Source organism: Halomonas sp. 25-S5 (assembly GCF_029889845.1).
Taxonomy (GTDB): domain Bacteria; phylum Pseudomonadota; class Gammaproteobacteria; order Pseudomonadales; family Halomonadaceae; genus Halomonas.
Map to the genome: position 1 here is coordinate 40,112 of NZ_JARANV010000017.1, position 20,969 is coordinate 61,080.

At 68.8% G+C, this 20,969-nt stretch carries 19 protein-coding genes; 11 read left to right on the top strand and 8 right to left on the bottom strand.

The genetic code is table 11. The features are described 5' to 3' along the window. Positions 1-16: 16 nt before the first annotated feature. A complete protein-coding gene (locus OP498_RS12595; protein WP_280553765.1) occupies positions 17-922 on the bottom strand; it encodes a TIGR01777 family oxidoreductase in 906 nt (301 codons plus the stop codon). 217 nt (positions 923-1,139) lie between these two features. Between OP498_RS12595 and OP498_RS12600 the strand changes: the two genes are divergently transcribed. The 8 genes from OP498_RS12600 (at position 1,140) to OP498_RS12635 (ending at position 8,563) form a co-directional block, all read left to right on the top strand. Continuing rightward, positions 1,140-1,520, top strand: coding sequence for a CbiX/SirB N-terminal domain-containing protein (locus tag OP498_RS12600; RefSeq protein ID WP_280553766.1), 381 nt, complete (start codon positions 1,140-1,142; stop codon positions 1,518-1,520). After that, positions 1,517-2,431, top strand: a complete 915-nt coding sequence (locus OP498_RS12605) for a MerR family transcriptional regulator (RefSeq protein ID WP_280548405.1) — start codon at positions 1,517-1,519, stop codon at positions 2,429-2,431. Before OP498_RS12600 ends, OP498_RS12605 begins: the two co-directional genes overlap by 4 nt. Before the next feature lie 13 nt (positions 2,432-2,444). After that, positions 2,445-3,863: a deoxyribodipyrimidine photo-lyase gene (phrB, locus tag OP498_RS12610; protein ID WP_280553768.1), complete on the top strand. Its 1,419-nt coding sequence runs from the start codon at positions 2,445-2,447 to the stop codon at positions 3,861-3,863. A gap of 27 nt (positions 3,864-3,890) precedes the next feature. Next, positions 3,891-4,355 carry a nuclear transport factor 2 family protein gene (locus OP498_RS12615; RefSeq protein WP_280553769.1) on the top strand — a complete coding sequence of 155 codons (465 nt, stop codon included), beginning with the start codon at positions 3,891-3,893 and terminating at the stop codon, positions 4,353-4,355. Next, positions 4,352-5,146 (top strand): SDR family NAD(P)-dependent oxidoreductase, encoded by a 795-nt coding sequence (locus tag OP498_RS12620; RefSeq protein WP_280553770.1) that lies wholly within the window; start codon positions 4,352-4,354, stop codon positions 5,144-5,146. Before OP498_RS12615 ends, OP498_RS12620 begins: the two co-directional genes overlap by 4 nt. After that, positions 5,143-6,522 (top strand): FAD-dependent oxidoreductase, encoded by a 1,380-nt coding sequence (locus OP498_RS12625; RefSeq protein WP_280553771.1) that lies wholly within the window; start codon positions 5,143-5,145, stop codon positions 6,520-6,522. The genes OP498_RS12620 and OP498_RS12625 overlap by 4 nt, the downstream gene beginning before the upstream one ends. Beyond that, positions 6,519-7,298 (top strand): DUF1365 domain-containing protein, encoded by a 780-nt coding sequence (locus OP498_RS12630; protein ID WP_280548414.1) that lies wholly within the window; start codon positions 6,519-6,521, stop codon positions 7,296-7,298. Before OP498_RS12625 ends, OP498_RS12630 begins: the two co-directional genes overlap by 4 nt. Positions 7,299-7,375: 77 nt before the next feature. Next, positions 7,376-8,563 carry a cyclopropane-fatty-acyl-phospholipid synthase family protein gene (locus tag OP498_RS12635; protein ID WP_280548528.1) on the top strand — a complete coding sequence of 396 codons (1,188 nt, stop codon included), beginning with the start codon at positions 7,376-7,378 and terminating at the stop codon, positions 8,561-8,563. A 16-nt stretch (positions 8,564-8,579) separates the two neighbouring features. Here OP498_RS12635 and OP498_RS12640 read toward each other — a convergent pair whose 3' ends face one another. Next, positions 8,580-10,448, bottom strand: coding sequence for a GGDEF domain-containing phosphodiesterase (locus tag OP498_RS12640; RefSeq protein WP_280548416.1), 1,869 nt, complete (start codon positions 10,446-10,448; stop codon positions 8,580-8,582). 243 nt (positions 10,449-10,691) lie between these two features. Here OP498_RS12640 and fabA point away from each other — a divergent pair, with 243 nt between their 5' ends. Together fabA and fabB are read left to right on the top strand one after the other, a co-directional pair. After that, positions 10,692-11,207 (top strand): 3-hydroxyacyl-[acyl-carrier-protein] dehydratase FabA, encoded by a 516-nt coding sequence (gene fabA, locus OP498_RS12645; protein ID WP_280548417.1) that lies wholly within the window; start codon positions 10,692-10,694, stop codon positions 11,205-11,207. Between the two features lie 13 nt (positions 11,208-11,220). Further along, positions 11,221-12,438, top strand: coding sequence for a beta-ketoacyl-ACP synthase I (gene fabB / locus OP498_RS12650; protein ID WP_280553773.1), 1,218 nt, complete (start codon positions 11,221-11,223; stop codon positions 12,436-12,438). A 72-nt stretch (positions 12,439-12,510) separates the two neighbouring features. On the opposite strand, the gene OP498_RS12655 is transcribed toward fabB, so the two are convergent. Genes OP498_RS12655 through OP498_RS12670 form a run of 4 tightly spaced genes read right to left on the bottom strand, consistent with a single transcriptional unit; the run spans position 12,511 to position 16,250 of the window. Further along, on the bottom strand, positions 12,511-13,272 hold the full coding sequence (locus tag OP498_RS12655) for a lysophospholipid acyltransferase family protein (protein WP_280553775.1): 762 nt from the start codon (positions 13,270-13,272) through the stop codon (positions 12,511-12,513). Next, positions 13,269-14,159: a sugar nucleotide-binding protein gene (locus tag OP498_RS12660; protein ID WP_280553776.1), complete on the bottom strand. Its 891-nt coding sequence runs from the start codon at positions 14,157-14,159 to the stop codon at positions 13,269-13,271. The genes OP498_RS12655 and OP498_RS12660 overlap by 4 nt, the downstream gene beginning before the upstream one ends. A gap of 24 nt (positions 14,160-14,183) precedes the next feature. Beyond that, positions 14,184-14,807, bottom strand: a complete 624-nt coding sequence (ssb, locus tag OP498_RS12665; RefSeq protein ID WP_280553777.1) for a single-stranded DNA-binding protein — start codon at positions 14,805-14,807, stop codon at positions 14,184-14,186. A gap of 48 nt (positions 14,808-14,855) precedes the next feature. After that, positions 14,856-16,250 carry an MFS transporter gene (locus tag OP498_RS12670; RefSeq protein ID WP_280553779.1) on the bottom strand — a complete coding sequence of 465 codons (1,395 nt, stop codon included), beginning with the start codon at positions 16,248-16,250 and terminating at the stop codon, positions 14,856-14,858. A 160-nt stretch (positions 16,251-16,410) separates the two neighbouring features. On the opposite strand from OP498_RS12670, the gene uvrA reads away from it, so the two are divergent. Then, positions 16,411-19,272, top strand: a complete 2,862-nt coding sequence (gene uvrA, locus OP498_RS12675) for an excinuclease ABC subunit UvrA (RefSeq protein ID WP_280553781.1) — start codon at positions 16,411-16,413, stop codon at positions 19,270-19,272. Between the two features lie 247 nt (positions 19,273-19,519). Here uvrA and rplQ read toward each other — a convergent pair whose 3' ends face one another. After that, positions 19,520-19,906, bottom strand: coding sequence for a 50S ribosomal protein L17 (gene rplQ / locus OP498_RS12680; RefSeq protein WP_030074204.1), 387 nt, complete (start codon positions 19,904-19,906; stop codon positions 19,520-19,522). Positions 19,907-19,945: 39 nt separating this feature from the next. Continuing rightward, positions 19,946-20,944 (bottom strand): DNA-directed RNA polymerase subunit alpha, encoded by a 999-nt coding sequence (rpoA, locus tag OP498_RS12685; protein ID WP_280548430.1) that lies wholly within the window; start codon positions 20,942-20,944, stop codon positions 19,946-19,948. Between the last annotated feature and the right edge of the window lie 25 nt (positions 20,945-20,969).

The following is a 20,969-nucleotide window of genomic DNA, read 5'->3' on the forward strand; positions in this document are numbered from 1 at the left end:
CTGGGCGGCTGGGCGGCTAGCCCAGAATATCGCTCAGGGCCTTCTCCAGAGTCGGGAACCGGAACTCGAAGCCCGCCTCGAGCAGCCGGGTCGGGCGCATGTCGGCGCCGGTCAGCAGCAGCCGTGACATCTCGCCGAAGGCGGTCTCCAGGGCAATGGCCGGCACCGGCATGAGGGCGGGACGCCCCAGCTGCTTGGCCAGGGTGCGGGTGAACTCGGCATTGGTGACGGGGTGGGGGGCGCTAGCGTTGAAGGGGCCCTCCAGGTCATCGCGTTCGAGCAGGAAGAGGATCGCGCCGACCAGGTCCTCGCGGTGGATCCAGGGCATGAACTGCTTGCCGTCGCCGAAGCGACCGCCCAGCCCCAGCTTGAAGGGCGGCAGCATCTTCTGCAGGCTGCCGCCGCCGGCATCGAGCACCAGGCCGATGCGCAACAGGGCCACGCGGACGCCGAAGTCCGCCGCCTCCCGGGCGGTGTCCTCCCAGCGCTTGCAGAGGCGGTGGGCGAACTCGTCGTGGGGCGGTGTCTGTTCGGTAACCTCGCGATCGCCCTGGTCGCCGTAGTAGCCCATCGCCGAGGCCGAGACCATCAGCCGCGGCATCCGGCCCTGGCTGGCCTGGAGCTGCTCGCAGAGCATCACCAGGTCCCCAGTGATGTTGACCCGGGAATCGATCAGGCGCTTCTTCTGGTCATCGCTCCAGCGGCGGGCGGCGATCGATTCGCCGGCCAGGTTGACGATGGCGTCCGGCGGCGTGTCGACGAAGTCCAGCACCGAACGGCGGATATCGCTGCCCTCCGGCAGGCGGTCGCGCACCTGCTCCGGCTCGCGTGACACCACCAGCAGGCGATGCCCGGCCTCCTTCAATCGCCGGCACAGCCGCTGCCCGACGAAACCACTGCCGCCCGTGATCAGCACTCGCATCCGGAATCCCTCCCCATGCCATTAAGACAAGCCACCGTGAGTTATACAGCCGTTGTACACTTCTGCTAGTCTAGCGATGAACGCCGTTGACTGCACGAGATGACCATGCCCCAGCCTCCCGTTTCCACCGCCATCATCGGCGCCGGCATCGCCGGCCTCGCCTGCGGGCAGGCCCTGGCGGCCGACGCCCCCTGACCTATCGCGACTGGAGACTTCCATGTCCTATGCCCTGATCCTGCTCGCCCACGGCTCCAGCGACCCGCACTGGCGAGCCCCCTTCGAACACTTCGCCGAGGCCCTCACCGGCCGCCTTGAGACCCCGCTGCGCCTGGCCTACATGGAGCTCAGCGAGCCGTCGCTCGAGTCCACCGTGGCCGAGCTCGCCGAGGCGGGCGTCGAACGCGCCGAGATCCTGCCGCTGTTCTTCGCCGCCGGCCGCCACCTGCGCCGCGACGTGCCCGGCCAGGTCGAGGCCCTGACCGCCACCCACCCGGCCATCGAGCTGACGCTTCTGCCCCCGGTGGGCGAGCATCCCGCCTTCGTCGAAGCCCTGGCGGCGGTGGTCGCCGAGCAGGCAGGGGAGTCGGTACGCTCATGACTGACCCGGCAAGGAGCCCGGCCGACACGCCGCTCTACCCGATCCGCGAGGTCTCCCGGCTGACCGGGGTGAACTCCGTCACCTTGCGCGCCTGGGAGCGTCGCTACGGCCTGATCAAGCCGCAACGGACTCCCAAGGGTCACCGCCTCTATGCCCGCGAGGACATCGAGCGCGTCGAGCGCATCCTGCAGTGGCTCAATCGCGGGGTGCCAGTCAGCCAGGTCCGCGAGCTGCTCGACCAGCCGGAAACCGCGGAGACCCCGGCGCCGGCGGCCGGCGACTGGCCCGGCCAGCGTCGCCTGCTGGTCAGCGCCGTGCAGGCCCTGGACCTGACGCGCCTGGAGGAGCTGTTCAACCAGTCGCTGGCGCTCTATCCGGTGCCGACCTGCCTGGCCGAGCTCTGGCAGCCGGTGGTCCGCCAGCTCGAGGAGGGCTGGGGCGAGCAGCTCGGCGATACGCTGCAGCGCCGTACCCTCGAGACCTTCCTGCGCACCCGCATCGGCACCCGGCTGCTGCATGCCAACCGGCTGGGCAAGGGCCCGACGCTGCTGGTCGCGCCCCTGCCCGATGACCCCGCCCCGCTGTGGGTGCTGCTCACGGCCCTGGCCGCCAGCGACCGCGGCTATCGGGTGCACCTCTTCGATGCCCCGCTGCCCTGCAGCGAACTGCCGCTGGCGGTGGAACGCTTCCAGGCGGCGGCCCTGCTGCTGGCCAGCGGCAAGGCCGAGAAGGCCGAGCTGGTGAGGCGCCAGCTGCCGCGCCTGGCCGAGCAGCTCGAGGTGCCGCTGATGGCCTGTGGCCCCATGGCCCGCATCCGCGAGGCCGACCTGGAGGAGACCCGGGTGGAGCTGCTGGGCGATGACCTCGGCGAGGCCATGGAGCGCCTCCAGGCCCGCCTTCCCATCCGCTGAACCGGAGCCACCCATGACCCGCCCCGTGATCGTCTGGTTTCGCAGCGACCTGCGCATCCAGGACAACACCGCCCTGGCCGCGGCCGCCCACCAGGGCCCCGTGATCGCCGTCTTCCTGCGCAGCCTCCCCCACTGGCAACGCCACGGCCACGGCGCCAACAAGCTCGACTTCTGGGGCCGCGGGGTGGCCGCCCTGGGCGATAGCCTGGGCGGCCTCGGCATCTCACTGCTGCACCGCGACATCGACGACTTCGGCCAGGCCCCGGCGACCCTGCTGGCCATTGCCCGCGAGACCGGCGCCGCCGCCCTGCACTTCAACCGCGAATACCCGGTAGATGAGCTCACCCGCGATGCCGCGGTGATCGAGGCCTTCGACGAGACGGGTCTCACCGCCACCGGCCACCATGACGCCGTGGCCTTCGCCCCGGGGGAGCTGCTCACCGGCAAGGGCGACTATTACGGCGTCTTCACCCCCTTCGCCAAGGCCTGGCACCGCCAGCTGACGCCGCAACGCATCGCCCTGCACGACACCCCGCCGCCCCAGGCGCGGCTCGACATCGCCTCCGATCCGCTGCCCGAGCTCCCCGAGCTTGCCGACACGCCCGTCGACGGCCGCCAGTGGCCGGCCGGCGAGGAGCCCGCCGCCGACCGCCTGGAGCGCTTCCTGCGCTTCCGGGGGCGCCACTACGGCGCACAGCGTGACTTCCCGGCGATCCGCGGCACCAGCGAGCTCTCGCCCTACCTGGCGCTGGGCATGATCTCCCACCGCCAGTGCCTGCAGGCGGTGCTCGCCGAGAACGACGGCGCCCTGGCCGAGGGCGATACCGGGCTCACGGCCTGGGTCAACGAGCTGGTATGGCGGGAGTTCTACCGCCACGTGGCCGTGGGCTTCCCGCGGGTCTGCCGCCATCGCGCCTTCCAGGTGCATACCGAGGCGCTCGCCTGGCGCGACGACGAGGCCGGCTTCGCCGCCTGGTGCGAGGGGCGCACCGGCTACCCGATCGTCGATGCCGCCATGCGCCAGCTGGTGGCCACCGGCTGGATGCACAACCGGCTGCGCATGGTCACTGCCATGTTTCTCGCCAAGCACCTGCTGATCGACTGGCGCCGCGGCGAGGCCTTCTTCCTGCGCCACCTGGTGGACGGCGAGTTCTGCGCCAACAACGGCGGCTGGCAGTGGGCGGCCTCCACCGGCACGGATGCCGCCCCCTACTTCCGCATCTTCAATCCCACGACCCAGTCGACGCGCTTCGATCCCGACGGCACCTTCCTCGCCGAGTGGCTGCCGGCGCTGGCCGAGCTGCCGGCGAAGGCGCGCCACGCGCCCGCAAGCGACCTGCTCGGCGGGGTCGACTATCCGCCCCCCATCGTCGACCACCGGGCCGCTCGGGCACGCGCCCTCGAAGCCTTCAAGGCCCTGAACGCGGCATAACGCCCACCTGCCACCGGAGCCCCTTTCATGCGCCAGGCACCTGACCTGGAGGCCTTCTGCGCCTTCTTCAATAAACTAGACAAGACCTGTACAGAAAAGCTATACGAGGTATACACTGACGACGTCGACTTCATCGACCCGCTGCACCACATCAGGGGCCGCGAGGCGCTGGAGGCCTACTTCCGCACCCTGTACGACAACGTGACATCGTGCCGCTTCACCTTCCACGAGACGCTGCAACGGCACGATACGGGGTTCGTTACCTGGACGATGCACCTGGTGCATCCCCGCCTCGACGGCGGACGCGGGGTGGAGGTCGAGGGCTGCTCGCACCTGCGCTTCGCACAGGACGGCCGGGTGGCCCGGCACCGCGACTACTTCGACGCCGGCGCCCTGCTCTACGAGCGACTGCCCCTGCTGGGGGGGCGCGATACGCCTGGTGAAGCGACAAATGGCCCGTTGACGGCCACCGAGAACGGGGAGAGACCATGACCACAGCGAGCGACAGGCAGCGCATCTGGCTGACCGGGGCCACCTCGGGCATCGGCCGCGCCCTGGCCGAGCGCCTGCTCGAGCAGGGGCACCGGGTGGCGCTGAGCGCGCGCAGCGAATCGGCCCTGGCCGAGCTCTGCGACGGCCATGACAATGCCCTGCCGCTGCCCCTGGACGTGGCGGACCGCCAGGCCGTCAAGCGGGCCGGCGAGCGCCTGGCCGAGGCATTCGGCGGCCTGGACCTGGCGATCCTCAACGCCGGCACCTGCGAATACCTGGACGCGCGCGACTTCGAGGCCGACCTCGTCGAACGCGTCTTCGCTCCCAATTTCTTCGGCGCCGTCTACGGCATCGAGGCGGCGCTGCCGCTGCTGCGCCGGGCCCGCGAGGCGGGTGGCCATCCGCTGCTGGCCGCCACCTCCAGCGCCGCCGCCTACCTGCCGCTGCCCCGGGCCGAGGCCTACGGCGCCTCCAAGGCGGCACTGAGCCACTTCATGGAGTCGTTGCGCCTGGACCTGGCCGGTAAGGGCATCGGGGTCAGCCTGATCCACCCGGGCTTCGTGAAGACCCCGCTCACCGACCGCAACGACTTCGACATGCCCATGCGCGTCTCCACCGACGCCGCCGCCGAGGCGATCCTCGAAGGCCTCGCGCGGCGCCGCCTGGACATTCACTTCCCGCGCCGCTTCACGCTGCTGGTCCGGCTGATGGGCATCCTGCCCCCGAGCCTGCGCTATCGCCTGGGCCGGCGCATGACCCGCCAGGATTCGCCCGTGGAGACTCGCCGATGAACGCGCCGATTCGCCCCCCGCATGACACGGCCCGACGGGACGCCGCCCGACGGAATGCCGCCCAACGCATCGCCGTGATCGGCAGCGGCATTGGCGGCATGGCCGCCGCCTGGTACCTGTCGAGCCACCACGAGGTGACGCTCTTCGAGGCCGACGACCGCCTCGGCGGCCATACCGCCACCATCGACGTTTCGCTCGAGGGACGGGACTACGCCATCGACACCGGCTTCATCGTCTTCAACGACTGGACCTACCCGCACTTCCAGCGCCTCCTGGGGCGCCTCGGGGTCACCGCCCAGCCCACCGAGATGAGCTTCTCGGTGCACGAGACGGCCCGCGACTTCGAGTACAACGGCCACACTCTGGCGAGCCTCTTCGCCCAGCGGGGCAACCTGCTGCGCCCCCGCTTCTACCGGCTGCTGCGCAACATCCTGCGCTTCAACCGCGAGGCGACCCGGGCACTGGAGAGCGGCCGGCTCGACCCGGCCATGACCCTCGGCGCCTGGCTCGATGCCGGCGGCTACGACGCCGACTTCCAGCAGCGCTACCTGCTGCCGATGGGCGCCGCCATCTGGTCGGCCAGCATCCGCGACCTGCGCGACTTCCCGCTGCTGTTCTTCGTGCGCTTCTTCCGCCATCACGGCCTGCTGTCGGTCAACGACCGCCCCCAGTGGTACACCCTGGTCGGCGGCTCGCGCGCTTACATCCCGGCCCTGACCGCGCCCTACGCCGAGCGCATCCGGCTCTCGACCCCGGTGCGCGGCCTTCGCCGCCACGCCGACCGGGTCGAGGTGCGATGCGACGGCGGCGTGGAGGCCTTCGATCAGGTGGTGCTAGCCTGCCACGCCGACCAGGCGCTGGCGATGCTGGAGGATCCGAGCGACGCCGAGCGCGAGATCCTCGGCGCCCTGCCCTACGCCGACAACGAGGTGGTGCTGCACACCGACACCCGGCTGCTGCCGCGCCGCCGGCGCGCCTGGGCGAGCTGGAACTACCGGCTCGACGGCCGCGGCGACGCGGCGCGCGTCTCGGTCACCTACGACATGAACATCCTGCAGCGCATGACGGCCCCGCACACCTTCTGCGTGACCCTCAACGACAGCGCCGCCATCGACCCCGCCAGGGTGCTGGGCCGCTTCACCTACGCCCACCCGCAGTTCACCCTGGCCGGCCAGGCCGCCCAGGCCCGCCACGACGAGATCTCGGGGCCATCGCGGCGCACCCACTACTGCGGCGCCTACTGGCGCAACGGCTTCCACGAGGACGGCGTCTGGAGCGCCCTGCGGGTTGCCCGGGACCTGGGCTGCGACGAGCAGGGCCCGGGCGCCGAGGCTCCCGCCACCCGGTCGCCGGCGATCGAGGAGAGCCTGGCATGAGGCGAACGCCGCGCTCGCGGATCTACCGGGGCAGCCTGCGCCACCGCCGCTTCCTGCCCCGTCCCCACGCCTTCACCTACGGCCTGTGGATGGCCTGGCTCGACCTGGACGAGCTGCCCGAGCTGTTCGACGGCGTACCCGGCTTCAGCGCGCGGCGACCGGCCCTGGCACGCTTTCGCCGCCGGGACTACCTGGCCCCCCACGACCGCCCCCTCAAGCAGGCCGTGCGCGAGGAGCTCGAGCGCCAGCTCGGCAGCGCCCCGGACGGTCGCATCTGCGTGCTGACCCAGCTGCGCACCCTGGGGCTCGGTTTCAACCCGGTCTCGCTCTACTACGCCTTCGATGCCCGCGGCGAGCTGCGCGCCCTGCTCGGCGAGGTGAGCAACACCCCCTGGGGCGAGCGCACGCACTACGCCTGCTCCGTGGAGCCCCGGCGCCATGGCCACACCGCCGAGTTCGACAAGGCCATGCACGTCTCGCCCTTCAACCCCATGGACATGACCTATCGCTGGCGCTTCGACACGCCCGGCGAATCGCTGTCCATGCACATGGAGAACTGGAAGGAGGGCCAGCGCCACTTCGACGCCACCCTGACCCTCGAGGGTCGCCCGGCGACCCGCGGCGTGCTGCTCGCCACCCTGGCGCGCCAGCCGTGGATGAGCCTGAAGACGCTGGCCGGCATCCACCTCGAGGCGCTGCGGCTGTGGCTCAAGCGCCTCCCGGTCCATGACCACCCCGGACAAGACCCCCCTTCCCGTGAGGAGAGCTCGTCGTGAACACGCTTCGCTCCGCCACCGCCCGCCCCCTGGCCGCCGAGGGCGATCGCCTGACTCGCTGGCTCAAGCCGCGGGTGATGGCCCAGCTCGACCGCCTGGAGGGCGGCACCATCATCCTGACCGACGGCCATCAGCGCCATCGCCTGGGCCAGGGCGGCGCGCTGCGCGTGACGCTGGTGGTGCGCCACCACCGCGCCTGGAAGCGCCTGGCCCTGGGCGGCACCGTGGGGGCCGCCGAGGCCTACATGGACGGCGACTGGGACGCCGACGACCCGGTGGCCCTGGTGCGGCTGTTCGCCGCCAACCTGGAGCGGGTCAACGGCGAGATCGAGAATGGCCCGGCGCGCCTCGGCCGCTGGCTGCTGGGCGGCCTCTACCGCCTGCAGCGCAACAGCCTGAGCGGCTCGAAGCGCAACATCGCCGCCCACTACGACATCGGCAACGCGCTCTTCTCCACCTTCCTCGACCGCGAGCACCGCATGTACTCGAGCGCGGTCTTCCCCCACGCCGAGGCGAGCCTCGAGGAGGCCTCGTCCCACAAGCTCGACCTGATGCTCGAGAAGCTCGACGTCCAGGCCCACCACCACCTGCTGGAAATCGGCACCGGCTGGGGCGGGCTGGCCATCCACGCGGCGAAGACCCGCGGCTGTCGCGTCACCACCACCACCATCTCCGCGGAGCAGCACGCCTTCACGGCACAGCGCATCGAGGAGGAGGGGCTGGGCGAGCGCATCACCCTGCTGCAGCAGGACTATCGCCAGCTGGAGGGGCGCTTCGACCGGCTGATCTCGGTGGAGATGATCGAGGCGGTGGGTCACCAGTACCTCGGCACTTACCTGGCGACGCTGGACCGGCTGCTGACCGATGACGGCCAGGCCATGCTGCAGGCGATCACCATTCGTGACCAGCGCTACGAGGCGGCCAAGCGCGAGATGGACTTCATCAAGCGTCATATCTTCCCGGGGGGCTTCCTGCCCTCGCACCACGCTATCCTCGATGGCCTGACGCACCATACCTCGCTCAACGTCATCGACCTGGACGAGATCGGCCTGCACTACGCCCGCACCCTGCGCGAGTGGCGCCACCGCTTCGAGGCGAGCCTGGAGACCGTACGCCGGCTCGGCTACGACGAGCGCTTCATCCGCATGTGGCGCTACTACCTGTGCTACTGCGAGGGCGGTTTCCTGGAGCGCACCATCGGCACCTGCCAGCTGCTGCTGGCCAAGCCCGGCGCCCGGCCGGCCCCGCTCACCGGCGCGGCGTGATCCGCTCTGCCTGGTGCTAAGCGGACGCCTCGGCAAGGCGCCGGCCCTGAGCAGACCGGCTCCCTGAGGCCTGCTCCCGCCACTGGGCCTCCAGGCGCGCCGCCGGCAGGGGCCTGGCATAGAAGAACCCCTGGACCTGGGCACAGCCCTGGGCGAAGAGGAAGTCACGCTGCGCCTCGGTCTCGACGCCTTCCGCGATCACCTCCAGCTCGAGCCCCCGGGCCATGGCTAGGACGGCACAGACGATGGACGCGTCGGCGCGGTCATCGGGCAGCGCCTGGATAAACGCACGGTCGAGCTTGAGCTTGTCCAGCGGCAAGTGCTTGAGGTACCCCAGGGAAGAATAGCCGGTGCCGAAATCGTCGATGGCGACCTGATGCCCCTGCCGTCGCAGCCGTTCCAGCCGCGGGGCGATATCGCCGGCACGCTCGTCGAGCAGGACCGATTCGGTCAGCTCCAGGCCCAGCAGCCGGGCCGGCACCCGATGGCGGGCCAGCCCGGTGGCGAGCGCGGTCTCCAGATCCCCCTGGAAGAGCTGCATGGCCGAGATGTTGATCCATACCATCGCCTCGGGCATCCCCGTCTTCTGCCAGTGAGCGAGCTGAGCGAGGGCCTGGTCGATTACCCAGTCGCCCAGCGTCGACATCAGGCCGTGGCGCTCGGCCAGCGGGATGAAGTCGCCGGGGGAGATCATGCCGTCCCGGGGGTGCCGCCAGCGCAGCAGCGCCTCCAGCCCGGCCAGGCTGTCATCTTCCAGTCGATACTGCGGCTGGAAGTGCAGTTCGAGCTGGCCGCCGATGGCTAGGGCGTTGCGGAGGTCATTGAGCAGGCCGAGCTGCGGGCTATCCTGGACATCCAGGGCGGGGCGGAAACGCAGGCTGTGATTGCGACCGTTGCGCTTGGCACCGAAGAGGGCCGACTCCAGCCGCTGGAAGAGCACATCGGCCTCGCGGCCATCCTCGGGGGAGCGGCAGCTGCCTATCGTCAGCCCCAGCCGGAGGCTGTGCCGGTCGATTTCGAAGGGTTGACCCAGATGGTGCTGGAGCCCCTTGATCCAGGTGTCATGATCGCTCTGCGTCGTGGTGCGGATCACCATGAACTCGTCGCCCCCCAACCGACCGACCACGCCGCCGGCCGCGTGCCTGGCCAGCCGCTGCCCGAAGTGCGATAGCAGCCGGTCGCCGAGCTCGACGCCGATGCCGTCGTTGATCTCCTTGAAGCCATCGATGTCGATCAGCGCCATGTCCAGGCTCTCGCCCGCCCGCAGGTGACGGAGACGGGAGGCCAGCAGGTCATGCAGTCGCCGGCGGTTGGGCAGGCCGGTGAGCGGGTCCTCGAAGCCGATCCGCTGAAGATCCCTCTCCCGGGCCTTGTGGACAGAGATATCGGTAAACAGGCAGACATGGTGGGTGATGCGACCTGCCTCGTCATGGACGGCTCGGACGCGCAGCCATTCGGGATACTCGTCGCCCTGCTTGCGCCGGCTCCAGATCTCCCCCTGCCAGCCGCCAGTGGTCCACAGGGCCTGCCAATAGCGCTCGAAGAATGCCTTGTCATGACGCGGTGCCGCCAGGGAGCTGGCAGAAATGCCGCGGACCTCGTCCAGGGTGTAGCCGGTGATGCGGGTGAAGGCCGGGTTGACGGCCTCGATGCGGTTGGCGGCATCGGTGATGATGACGCCCTCCTCCGAGAGGGAGAGGGCCTCCTCGCCGAGGCGAGCCCTTTGGTGCACCAGGCGCACCTGGCGCCAGGCATCCAGCAGGCCGAGGACGACCAGGACGGCCGCGGCCAGGCGCAGCGGAATGCCGGGCAGCCAGAGACTGGCCGAGAAGGCCGAGAGCGCCACCCAGGGCATGGGACGATTGAGGGAGAAGGCTGGCCACATGGAGGGCTGACGCTCACTTGGTGGATGGAATCATGTCCCGGCATGACCAGGAGCATGCATGACCTATCGGCTGCCACGCGAAAATCTGAACCCCTTGCCGCGTCATGGCGATCGGGTCGCAGGGGATTCCCCTCGAATCCGTTCGGCGTGCATTCATCGAGTGTGGACAGTAGACTAGGCACAGCCGCCCGGCGGCCCAGGCCGCTTTCGGCACACATCAATCTCGACTCTCGGAACGATTCAGTGACCAAGCAACACTCCTTTGATCACGAAGAACTGCTGGCCTGCTCACGCGGCGAGCTGTTCGGTCCGGGCAATGCCCAGTTGCCGGCCCCCAACATGCTGATGCTCGATCGCATCATGCACATCCACGAGGAAGGCGGGGATCACGGCAAGGGCGAGCTGATCGCCGAGCTGGATATTCACCCCGACCTGTGGTTCTTCGGCTGTCACTTCCCCGGCGATCCGGTGATGCCCGGCTGCCTGGGCCTGGACGCCATGTGGCAACTGGTGGGCTTCTACCTGGGCTGGCTCGGCCACCCCGGCCGCGGCCGCGCCCTGGGCTGCGGCGATGTCAAGTTCAGTGGCCAGATCCTGCCCGAGGCCCGCAAGGTCACCTACCGCATCAACATCAAGCGCATCATCACCCGGCGCCTGATCCTGGGCATGGCAGACGGCACCGTATCCGTCGACGGCCGCGACATCTACCAGGCCAACGACCTGCGCGTCGGCCTGTTCACCTCCACCGCGAATTTCTGAACAGGAGGCTCCCATGCGACGAGTGGTAGTCACCGGCCTGGGCATCGTGTCCTGCCTGGGCAATGACGCACAACAGGTTCTGGACGCGCTCAGGAACGGGCGCTCGGGTATTCGCTTCAAGGAAGACTACGCAGAGCGGGGCTTCCGCAGCCAGGTGGCCGGCAGCGTCGACATCGACCTGGACGTCCTGATCGACCGCAAGCTGCGTCGCTTCATGGGCGACGCCGCGGCCTTCGCCTATGTCTCCATGGCCCAGGCCATCGAGGACTCGGGGTTGGCCCCGGAGCAGGTCTCCAGCGAACGCACCGGGCTGATCGCCGGCTCCGGCGGCGCCTCCAGCGCCAACCAGGTGGAGGCCGCCGACCTGTTGCGCGAGAAGGGGCTGCGCCGCGTGGGTCCCTACCGGGTCACCCGCACCATGGGCAGCACCGTCTCGGCCTGCCTGGCAACCCCGTTCCGGATCAAGGGCGTCAACTACTCCATCTCCTCGGCCTGCGCCACCTCGGCCCATTGCATCGGCAGTGCCATGGAGCAGATCCAGATGGGCAAGCAGGACGTGGTCTTCGCCGGCGGCGGCGAAGAGGAGCACTGGACCCTCTCCTGCCTGTTCGATGCCATGGGAGCGCTCTCGACCCACTACAACAACACCCCCGACAAGGCCTCCCGGCCCTATGACCAGGCCCGCGACGGCTTCGTCATCGCCGGCGGCGGCGGCATGCTGGTACTCGAGGAGCTGGAGCACGCCCGCGCCCGCGGCGCGAAGATCTATGCCGAGGTGACCGGCTACGGCGCCACCTCCGATGGCTACGACATGGTCGCTCCCTCCGGCGAGGGCGCGATGCGCTGTATGCGCCAGGCCATGGCCGGCGTCGATGGCAAGATCGACTACATCAACACCCACGGAACCTCGACGCCAGTGGGCGATGTGGCCGAGCTCAAGGCGATCCGTGAGGTCTTCGGCGACACTACGCCGGCGATGAGCTCCACCAAGTCGTTGACCGGCCACTCCCTGGGGGCCACCGGCGTGCAGGAGGCGATCTACTCGCTGCTGATGATGGAGCACGACTTCATCGCCGCCTCCGCTAACATCGAGTCCCTCGACGAGCAGGCCGACGGCTTCGATATCGTCACCCAGCGCCGCGACGGCGTGAAGATCGAGCGGGTGCTCTCCAACAGCTTCGGCTTCGGCGGCACCAACGCCTGCCTGGTGCTGGAGAAGGTCCGCGACTGATCCGTCGCGCTCCGCACGCAACGCAAGAGGCGCCCCTTGGGGGCGCCTCTTGCGTTGCGTGGCCGGTCAGCGTCAGGCCAGGGGCTTCTCGGTGGCCGCCGGTTCGGCCGTGGCCGGGCGCGGCACCTCGGAGATCTCGGCCAGCCGGGCCTCGATCCACGCCTCCACCTCGACCAGCACTTCCTCAGAGGTACGGCCGGCGGTCTCGATGGGCTCGCCCACCTCCAGCGACAGGCGCCCCGGGCGCTTGACCCAGTGACGTCCCGGCCAGCGCTCCCCGGCGTTGTGGGCCACCGGCACCACCGGCACCCCGGCGCGACAGGCGATCACCACACCACTCTTGCTGTAGCGACGCTGGCTTCCCGGTGCCACCCGGGTCCCCTCGGGGAAGATCAGCACCGAGAGCCCCTCGTCGAGCCGGGACTTGCCCTGGGCGAGCACCTGCTTCATGGCCCGGGCGGGCTTGCTGCGGTCCAGGGCGATGGGATGCAACAGCTGCAGCCCCCAGCCGAAGATCGGGATGTTCAGCAGCTCCCGCTTGAGCACCGTGCAGACCGGCGGATGCAGCAGCTGCAGGTAGACGGTCTCCCACTCGGATTGGTGGTTGGCGAGGATGACGCAGGGGCCGTCAGGCAATCGCTCATGGCCGCGGAAGTCGTAGCGCACCCCGCAGGCCAGGCGAAACCAGGCGATGATGAAGTGATTGTAGAGGTTGAGCAAGCGATAGCGGGAGCGCAGCGGCAGGAAGGGCGCCGGCGGCAGGAAGAGCACGCCGCTGACCAGCATCGCCAGGAAGTAGCCGGCATAGAAGACCAGGCTGCGGATCACATTCATCGTGGCATCGACTCCTCTGCCGCCTTGACGTCGTCCCTGGCCAGGCACCAGGTATCCAGCATGCGCCCGACCTCCAGGCGCCAGGGCTTCTGGTGGACGCCGAACACGTCCAGCACCCGCCGGCAGTTGAGCACCCGACGCAGCGGCTGGTCATGGTGGTGGTTCAGCGCCTTGACGCCGCCCAGCGCAACCCGTTCACCACGCCCCTCGAGCCGCGTGGTGAGCTGGGTGCGCACCATGGAGACGAAGGTGTAGGCACTCACCGGCTCGGTGCCGGCCAGGTGGTAGCTGCCCCAGGCCTCGGCCCCGCAGTGCTGCTGCTGGAGCATGCCGATCAGCGCCATGGCCACGGCATCCGCCGATGTCGGGCAGAAGATCACATCGGACTCAGCACGCACCTCGCCGCCATCCACCAGGGTGTCGAGCAGCTCGCTGAGCCAGGCCTGGCTGCCCTCCAGGGCGAACAGCGGCCCCAGGCGCACGATCAGGTGTCGAGGGTATTCGGCACGGATCCGATCGCCAGTACGTATCAGTCGCCGCAGGCTGTCGTCGCGGGGCTCGGGGATCACGTGCTCGTCGATGGGGATATCGAGGCCATCCTCGTAGAGCTGGTCGGAGACGCACCATACCAGCGGGGTGTCCGCCTCGCGGCAGGCCTCCATGCAGGCCTCGACCGCCTCGGCATGGGCCGTGACGGCCGCCGGCTCGGCGGTGATCGGCCGCGACAGCGGCGGGATCACCAGCGCATCCGGGCGCAGCTCCTCGAGCAGCTGGGGCGTGGGCGCAAGACCCGGCTCGATGGTGAGCTCGGTGTCGCTGCGCCGGTTGGCCTCGCGGGCCAGCGCCAGGCTCAGGCAGTGCCCGGCCTCCAGAATCAGCAGCTTCACGGCACCTCCTCGGCTGGCCCCTGGTTAAAACGGAATCTCATCATCGAAATCGTCGAAGCTGCCCGGGTCCGGGGCACCGTAGTTGCCGCCCTGCTGCTGGCCGCCACCCTGCTGCGGGGGAGCGGGCTGCGGAACAGGACGCTGGGGTTGGTCACCAGCGACGTTGCCACCCTGCTGCGGGGCGTTGCCATAGCCACCCTGCTGGGGCTGACCACCGCCGAAATTGCCTCCCTGCTGCTGACCACCCTGCTGGGGCTGACCGCCATACTGGCCGCCCTGCTGACCTCCGTACTGACCACCACCGTCACCGCCGCGGGAGTCCAGCATCTGCATGTCGTTGGCGACGATCTCGGTGCTGTACTTGTCCTGGCCGTTCTGGTCCTGCCACTTGCGGGTCTGCAGGCGGCCCTCGATATAGACCTTGCTGCCCTTCTTGAGGTACTGCTGGGCGATCTCGGCGGTCTTGTTGAACAGCACGATCCGGTGCCATTCGGTGCGCTCCTGGCGCTGGCCGCTCTGCTTGTCCATCCAGGTATCGGTGGTGGCCAGGTTGAGATTGGCAACGGCGGTGCCGGAGGGTGTGAAACGCACCTCCGGATCCTGGCCCAGGTTGCCGATCAGGATGACTTTGTTGATGCCACGGGCCATGAGGGACTCCTTGCTGTCATGAGATACGTTGTAAGGATCATACGCGGCTCAGGCGCCGCTGTGGTGATTCCCGGAACCGGTGAAGCGTGCCAGGGCCTGCTCGTCGAGACGCTGGCGATCCACCTTGAGGTAGGCCAGGCGCTCCTCGGGGACGACCAGCACGTCTTCCACCCCGGCCACCTCGGTGAAACGCGCCATCAGGGTGTCCAGGGCATCTTGCTGCTCGTTGTCGTCGAGCGCCACCACCTCGCTGGTCAGGTGGCGGGGGGGCGCCATGCCGGCCATCGCCGCCAGCCAGGCCAGGCCCACCAGGCCGCAGCCGACGAACACCGCGGAAAGCCCCCACTGCTGCACCAGGGCGCCCCCCAGCACCCCGCCCAGGAAGGCCCCGAGGAACTGGCTGGTGGAGTAGATGCCCATGGCGGTGCCCTTGGCGCCGGCCGGCGCCAGCTTGCTGAGCATCGACGGCAGGGTGGCCTCGAGCAGGTTGAAGGCGATGAAAAACAGCAGCAGCCAGCCGAACAGCGCCGGGAACCCGTCGCCCAGGCCGGCTAGCCCGAACAGGCTCAGGGTGATGCCGGCGATCGCCGACAGGCACATGGCCTTCATGCGCCGCCACTTCTCGGCGATGATCACCAGCGGCACCATGGCCACGAAGGCCAGCAGCATGATGCCCAGGTAAGTGAGGCCATGGCGCTCGACGGCGATGCCTGCCTCGACCAGCCGGAAGGGCACGGCGACGAAGATCGCCATCAGCACCAGGTGCAAAGCGAAGATCGAGATATCCATGCGCCACAGGTCACCGTGCGTGAAGATGCCACGCAGCTGGCCGCGGTCCATGCCCACGTCGCGGTGGCGCACCCGACGCGGCGCCGGCGGCACCAGCTTCCACAGCACCACCAGGCCCAGGGCCGCCAGCGCCGCGGTGGACCAGAAGACCCCCGCCAGGCCGAAGCCCGCGGCGAGCCAGGGGCCGAGCACCATGGCCACGGCGAAGGCCACGCCGATGGAGAGCCCGATGGTGGCCATGGCGGCGGTGCGCACCTGCTCGCGGGTCTGGTCGGCGAGCAGCGCCATGATGGCCGCGGCCACGGCACCGCTACCCTGCAGGCAGCGCCCCAGGATCACCCCGCCGATGGAGTCGGCGCCGGCGGCCACCATGCTGCCGAGCAGGAACAGCACCAGACCGGCGGCGATCACCGGCTTGCGCCCCAGGCGGTCGGAGAGCAGGCCAAAGGGGATCTGCAGCACTGCCTGGGTGAGGCCGTAGATCCCCAGCGCCAGGCCGACCAGCAGCGGCGTCGCCCCCCGCAGGTCATCGGCATACAGGGCCAGCACCGGCAGCACCATGAACAGGCCCAGCATGCGCGTGGCATAGAGCCCCGCCAACCCGATGATGGCGCGGCGCTCGGTGGCTAACAACAGTCCTGAGACCTTTCGCATGGCGGTTCGAACTTCCGTGGACGGCCCCTCGGGCCCGGACGTGGACCGCATATTCTAGCGGCTCGCCGGCCTGCAGGGAAAGCCGATGGCGACCCGCGCTTTGCCGCCGGTGCGGCCCGCCCCGTATAATCGAGCTTTTGCCGCGTCCGGCGAGGTGGGAATGGACACAATTCTGGTCAGGGGTGCCCGCACCCACAACCTGAAGAACATCGACGTCGATCTGCCACGCGACAAGCTGATCGTGGTCACCGGGCTCTCCGGCTCGGGCAAGTCGTCGCTGGCCTTCGACACCCTCTATGCCGAGGGCCAGCGCCGCTACGTGGAATCGCTCTCCACCTACGCGCGCCAATTCCTGTCGATGATGGAGAAGCCCGACGTCGACCATATCGAGGGGCTCTCTCCGGCGATCTCCATCGAGCAGAAGTCCACCTCCCACAACCCGCGCTCCACCGTGGGCACCATCACCGAGATCTACGACTACCTGCGCCTGCTGTTCGCCCGCGCCGGTACCCCGCGCTGCCCGGAGCACGGCGAGGACCTCGAGGCCCAGACCGTCTCGCAGATGGTCGACCAGGTGCTGACCCTGCCCGAGGGCAGCAAACTGATGCTGCTGGCCCCGGTGGTCAAGGGGCGCAAGGGCGAGCACCTGCAGCTGCTCGCCGAACTGCGCGCCCAGGGCTTCGTGCGCGCCATGGTCGACGGCCAGGTGCTGGAGCTCGACGACATCGCCCCGCTCGACAAGAACAAGAAGCACGACATCAACGTGGTGGTCGATCGCCTCAAGGTGCGTGACGGCCTGCAACAGCGCCTGGCGGAGTCCTTCGAGACGGCCCTCAACCTGGCCGACGGCGTGGCCACGGTCCACTTCATGGACGGCGAGCACGAGGACATCGCCTTCTCGGCACGCTTCGCCTGCCCGGTGTGCGGCTACTCGATCGCCGAGCTCGAGCCGCGCATGTTCTCCTTCAACAACCCGGCGGGCGCCTGCCCGACCTGCGACGGCCTGGGCGTGCAGCAGGTCTTCGACCCCGACAAGCTGATCAGCCACCCGGAGCTGTCGCTGGCCGAGGGGGTGATCAAGGGCTGGGACCGTCGCAGCGTCTACTACTTCAACCAGCTGCAGGCCGTGGCCGACCATTACCGCTTCACCCTGGAGACTCCCTGGCAGGACCTGGCGCGCCACGAGCGCGAGGTGATCCTGCATGGCAGCGGCAGCGACGATATCGCCTTCAGCTACGTCAACGACCGCGGCCGCAAGGTCACCCGCGAGCACCCCTTCGAGGGCGTGCTGCCCAACATGCAGCGCCGCTATCGCGAGACCGAGTCGAGCATGGTGCGCGAGGACCTGGCGCGCCACATCGCCGTGCAGCCCTGCCCCACCTGCCACGGCTCGCGGCTGCGTCGCGAGGCACGCCACGTCTTCATCGACGACCGCACCCTGCCCCAGCTGGTCCACCTGCCCATCGGCGAGGCCCTGAGCTACTTCGGCGCGCTCAGCCTGCCCGGCCGCAAGGGCGAGATCGCCGTCAAGATCGTCAACGAGATCCACGCCCGCCTGGAGTTCCTGGTCAACGTGGGGCTCGACTACCTGAACCTGGAGCGCAGCGCCGAGACCCTCTCCGGCGGCGAGGCCCAGCGCATCCGCCTGGCCAGCCAGATCGGCGCCGGCCTGGTGGGGGTGATGTACATCCTCGACGAGCCCTCCATCGGCCTGCACCAGCGCGACAATGACCGCCTGCTGCAGACCCTGGAGCGCCTGCGCGACCTGGGCAACACCGTGATCGTGGTCGAGCACGACGAGGAGGCCATCCGCGCCGCCGACCACGTGCTCGATATCGGCCCCGGCGCCGGCGTCCATGGCGGGCGCATCGTCGCCCAGGGTACCCCGCAGGAGATCATCGCCAACCCCGAGTCGCTGACCGGCCAGTACCTCGCCGGCACCCGGCGCATCGAGATCCCGCCCTGGCGCATTCCCGGCAACCCGGAGAACGTGGTGCGCCTGACCGGCGCCCGCGGCAACAACCTCCAGGACGTCACCCTCACGCTCCCGCTGGGGCTGTTCGTGTGCATCACCGGCGTCTCCGGCTCCGGCAAGTCGACACTGATCAACGCCACCCTGATGCCCATCGCCGCCCGCGAGCTCAACCGCGCCACCAGCCTGACGCCGGAGGTCCATGAGCGTATCGAGGGCCTCGATCACCTCGACAAGGTGATCGATATCGACCAGAGCCCCATCGGCCGCACCCCGCGCTCCAATCCGGCGACCTACACCGGCATTTTCACGCCCATCCGCGAGCTGTTCGCCGGCACCCAGGAGGCGCGCTCGCGGGGCTACAAGCCGGGACGCTTCTCCTTCAACGTCAAGGGCGGGCGCTGTGAGGCGTGCCAGGGCGAAGGCATGATCAAGGTGGAGATGCACTTCCTGCCCGACATCTATGTGCCCTGCGACGTCTGCAAGGGCAAGCGCTACAACCGCGAGACCCTGGAGATCGCCTACAAGGGCAAGAGCATCCACGAGGTCCTCGCGATGACCGTCGAGGAAGCGCTGGCGTTCTTCTCGCCGGTACCCGCCATCGCCCGACGGCTGCAGACCCTGCTCGACGTGGGGCTCTCCTACATCCGCCTGGGGCAGAGCGCCACGACGCTATCCGGTGGCGAGGCCCAGCGGGTCAAGCTGGCCCGGGAGCTGGCCAAGCGCGATACCGGCAAGACCCTCTACATCCTCGACGAGCCGACCACCGGCCTGCACTTCGAGGACATCCGCCAGTTGCTCACGGTGCTGCACCGCCTGCGCGACCACGGCAACACCATCGTGGTGATCGAGCACAACCTGGACGTGATCAAGACCGCCGACTGGCTGATCGACCTCGGCCCCGAGGGCGGCTCCGGCGGCGGGCGCATCATCGCCGAGGGCACCCCCGAGCAGGTGGCGCGCATGGAAGCGTCGCACACCGGCCGCTTCCTCAAGCCGCTGCTGGAGCGCGCCAAGGCCAGCAAGGCGGAGCCGGAGACCACCGCCTGACAGCGAGCCGAAAGCTTTAAGCTTGAAGCCGTCAAGATGGCGAGCAGCGCCGGGGACAGGTCGGAGCGGGGGTCCTATGCCAGGGATGGCATCGGTAGCGCCCAGGGAAGGGTTCACAGCGCCCCCGCGCAGACCTGGCGCCGGGGAAGCTGCGATTCAGGTCAACGAGGCAGACCCATACGACGAAAAAACCGGCTCCCCTTGAGGAGCCGGTTTGGCGTGCCACTGGCGGAAGGCCGGTCGAGGATCACTCCTCGGCGGCGGCTTCCTCGACGACCGGACGGTCAACCAGTTCGACGAAGGCCATGGGGGCGTTATCGCCGGTGCGGAAGCCGCACTTGAGAATACGGATGTAGCCACCCGGACGCTCGGCGTAACGCGGACCCAGCTCGTTGAAGAGCTTGCCGACCGCTTCCTTCGAGCGGGTGCGGCTGAAGGCCAGACGACGATTGGCAACGCTGTCCTGCTTGGCCAGGGTGATCAGCGGCTCGATGACGCGACGCAGTTCCTTGGCCTTGGGCAGGGTTGTCTTGATCACTTCGTGCTCGACCAGCGAGACGGACATGTTCTTGAACATGGCCTGGCGGTGCGAGCTGGTGCGATTCAGGTGACGACCACTCTTACGATGACGCATGGTTGTGATTCCTTACCAAACTGGGACTCGAGTCGAGGCTCACGCGGAGGCCTTGTCGTCCTTCAGGCTTGCCGGCGGCCAGTTCTCCAGCCGCATGCCCAGGGAAAGCCCGCGGGCGGCCAACACGTCCTTGATCTCATTCAGGGACTTCTTGCCGAGATTGGGGGTCTTCAGCAGCTCCACCTCGGTGCGCTGGATCAGATCTCCGATATAGTAGATGTTCTCGGCCTTCAGGCAGTTGGCGCTGCGAACGGTCAACTCGAGATCGTCTACGGGGCGCAGCAGGATCGGATCGATATGATCCTCTTCCTCCACCACTTCCTGTTCCTTGTCGGCTTCCAGGTCGACGAACGCGGCCAGCTGCTCCTGCAGGATGGTCGCGCTGCGACGGATCGCCTCTTCCGGATCCAGGGTGCCGTCGGTTTCCAGGTTGATGATCAGCTTGTCGAGGTCGGTGCGCTGTTCGACACGCGCGGCCTCGACGCTGTAGGAAACCCGGCGCACGGGGCTGAAGGTAGCATCCAGCTGCAGGCGACCGATGGCGCGCGACTCGTCGTCGGCATCGCCACGCACGTCCGCCGGCTCGTAGCCGCGGCCGCGAGCGACCTTGAGCTGCATCTTCAGCTCGGACCCCTCGTTGACGTGGGCGATGACATGCTCGGGGTTGACGATCTCGACATCATGGTCGAGGGCGATGTCCCCTGCCGTCACGACGGCGGGCCCCTGCTTGTTCAGCGAGAGCACTGCCTCGTCGCGGCTGTGCATCCGGAGCGCCACGTCCTTGAGGTTCAGGAGGATTTCGATGACATCTTCCTGGACGCCCTCGATCGCGCTGTACTCGTGTTCGACACCGGCGATCTCGACCTCCACCACGGCAGAGCCGGGCATGGACGAGAGCAGGATGCGACGCAGGGCATTCCCCAGCGTGTGGCCGAAGCCCCGCTCGAAGGGCTCGAGCACGATCTTGGCGTGGTGTGCGCTGATCTCTTCGACCTTGATGTCGCGAGGACGGAGAAACTCTGTCACTGAACGCTGCATATGAACACCTTTCAGGCTGCCAAAC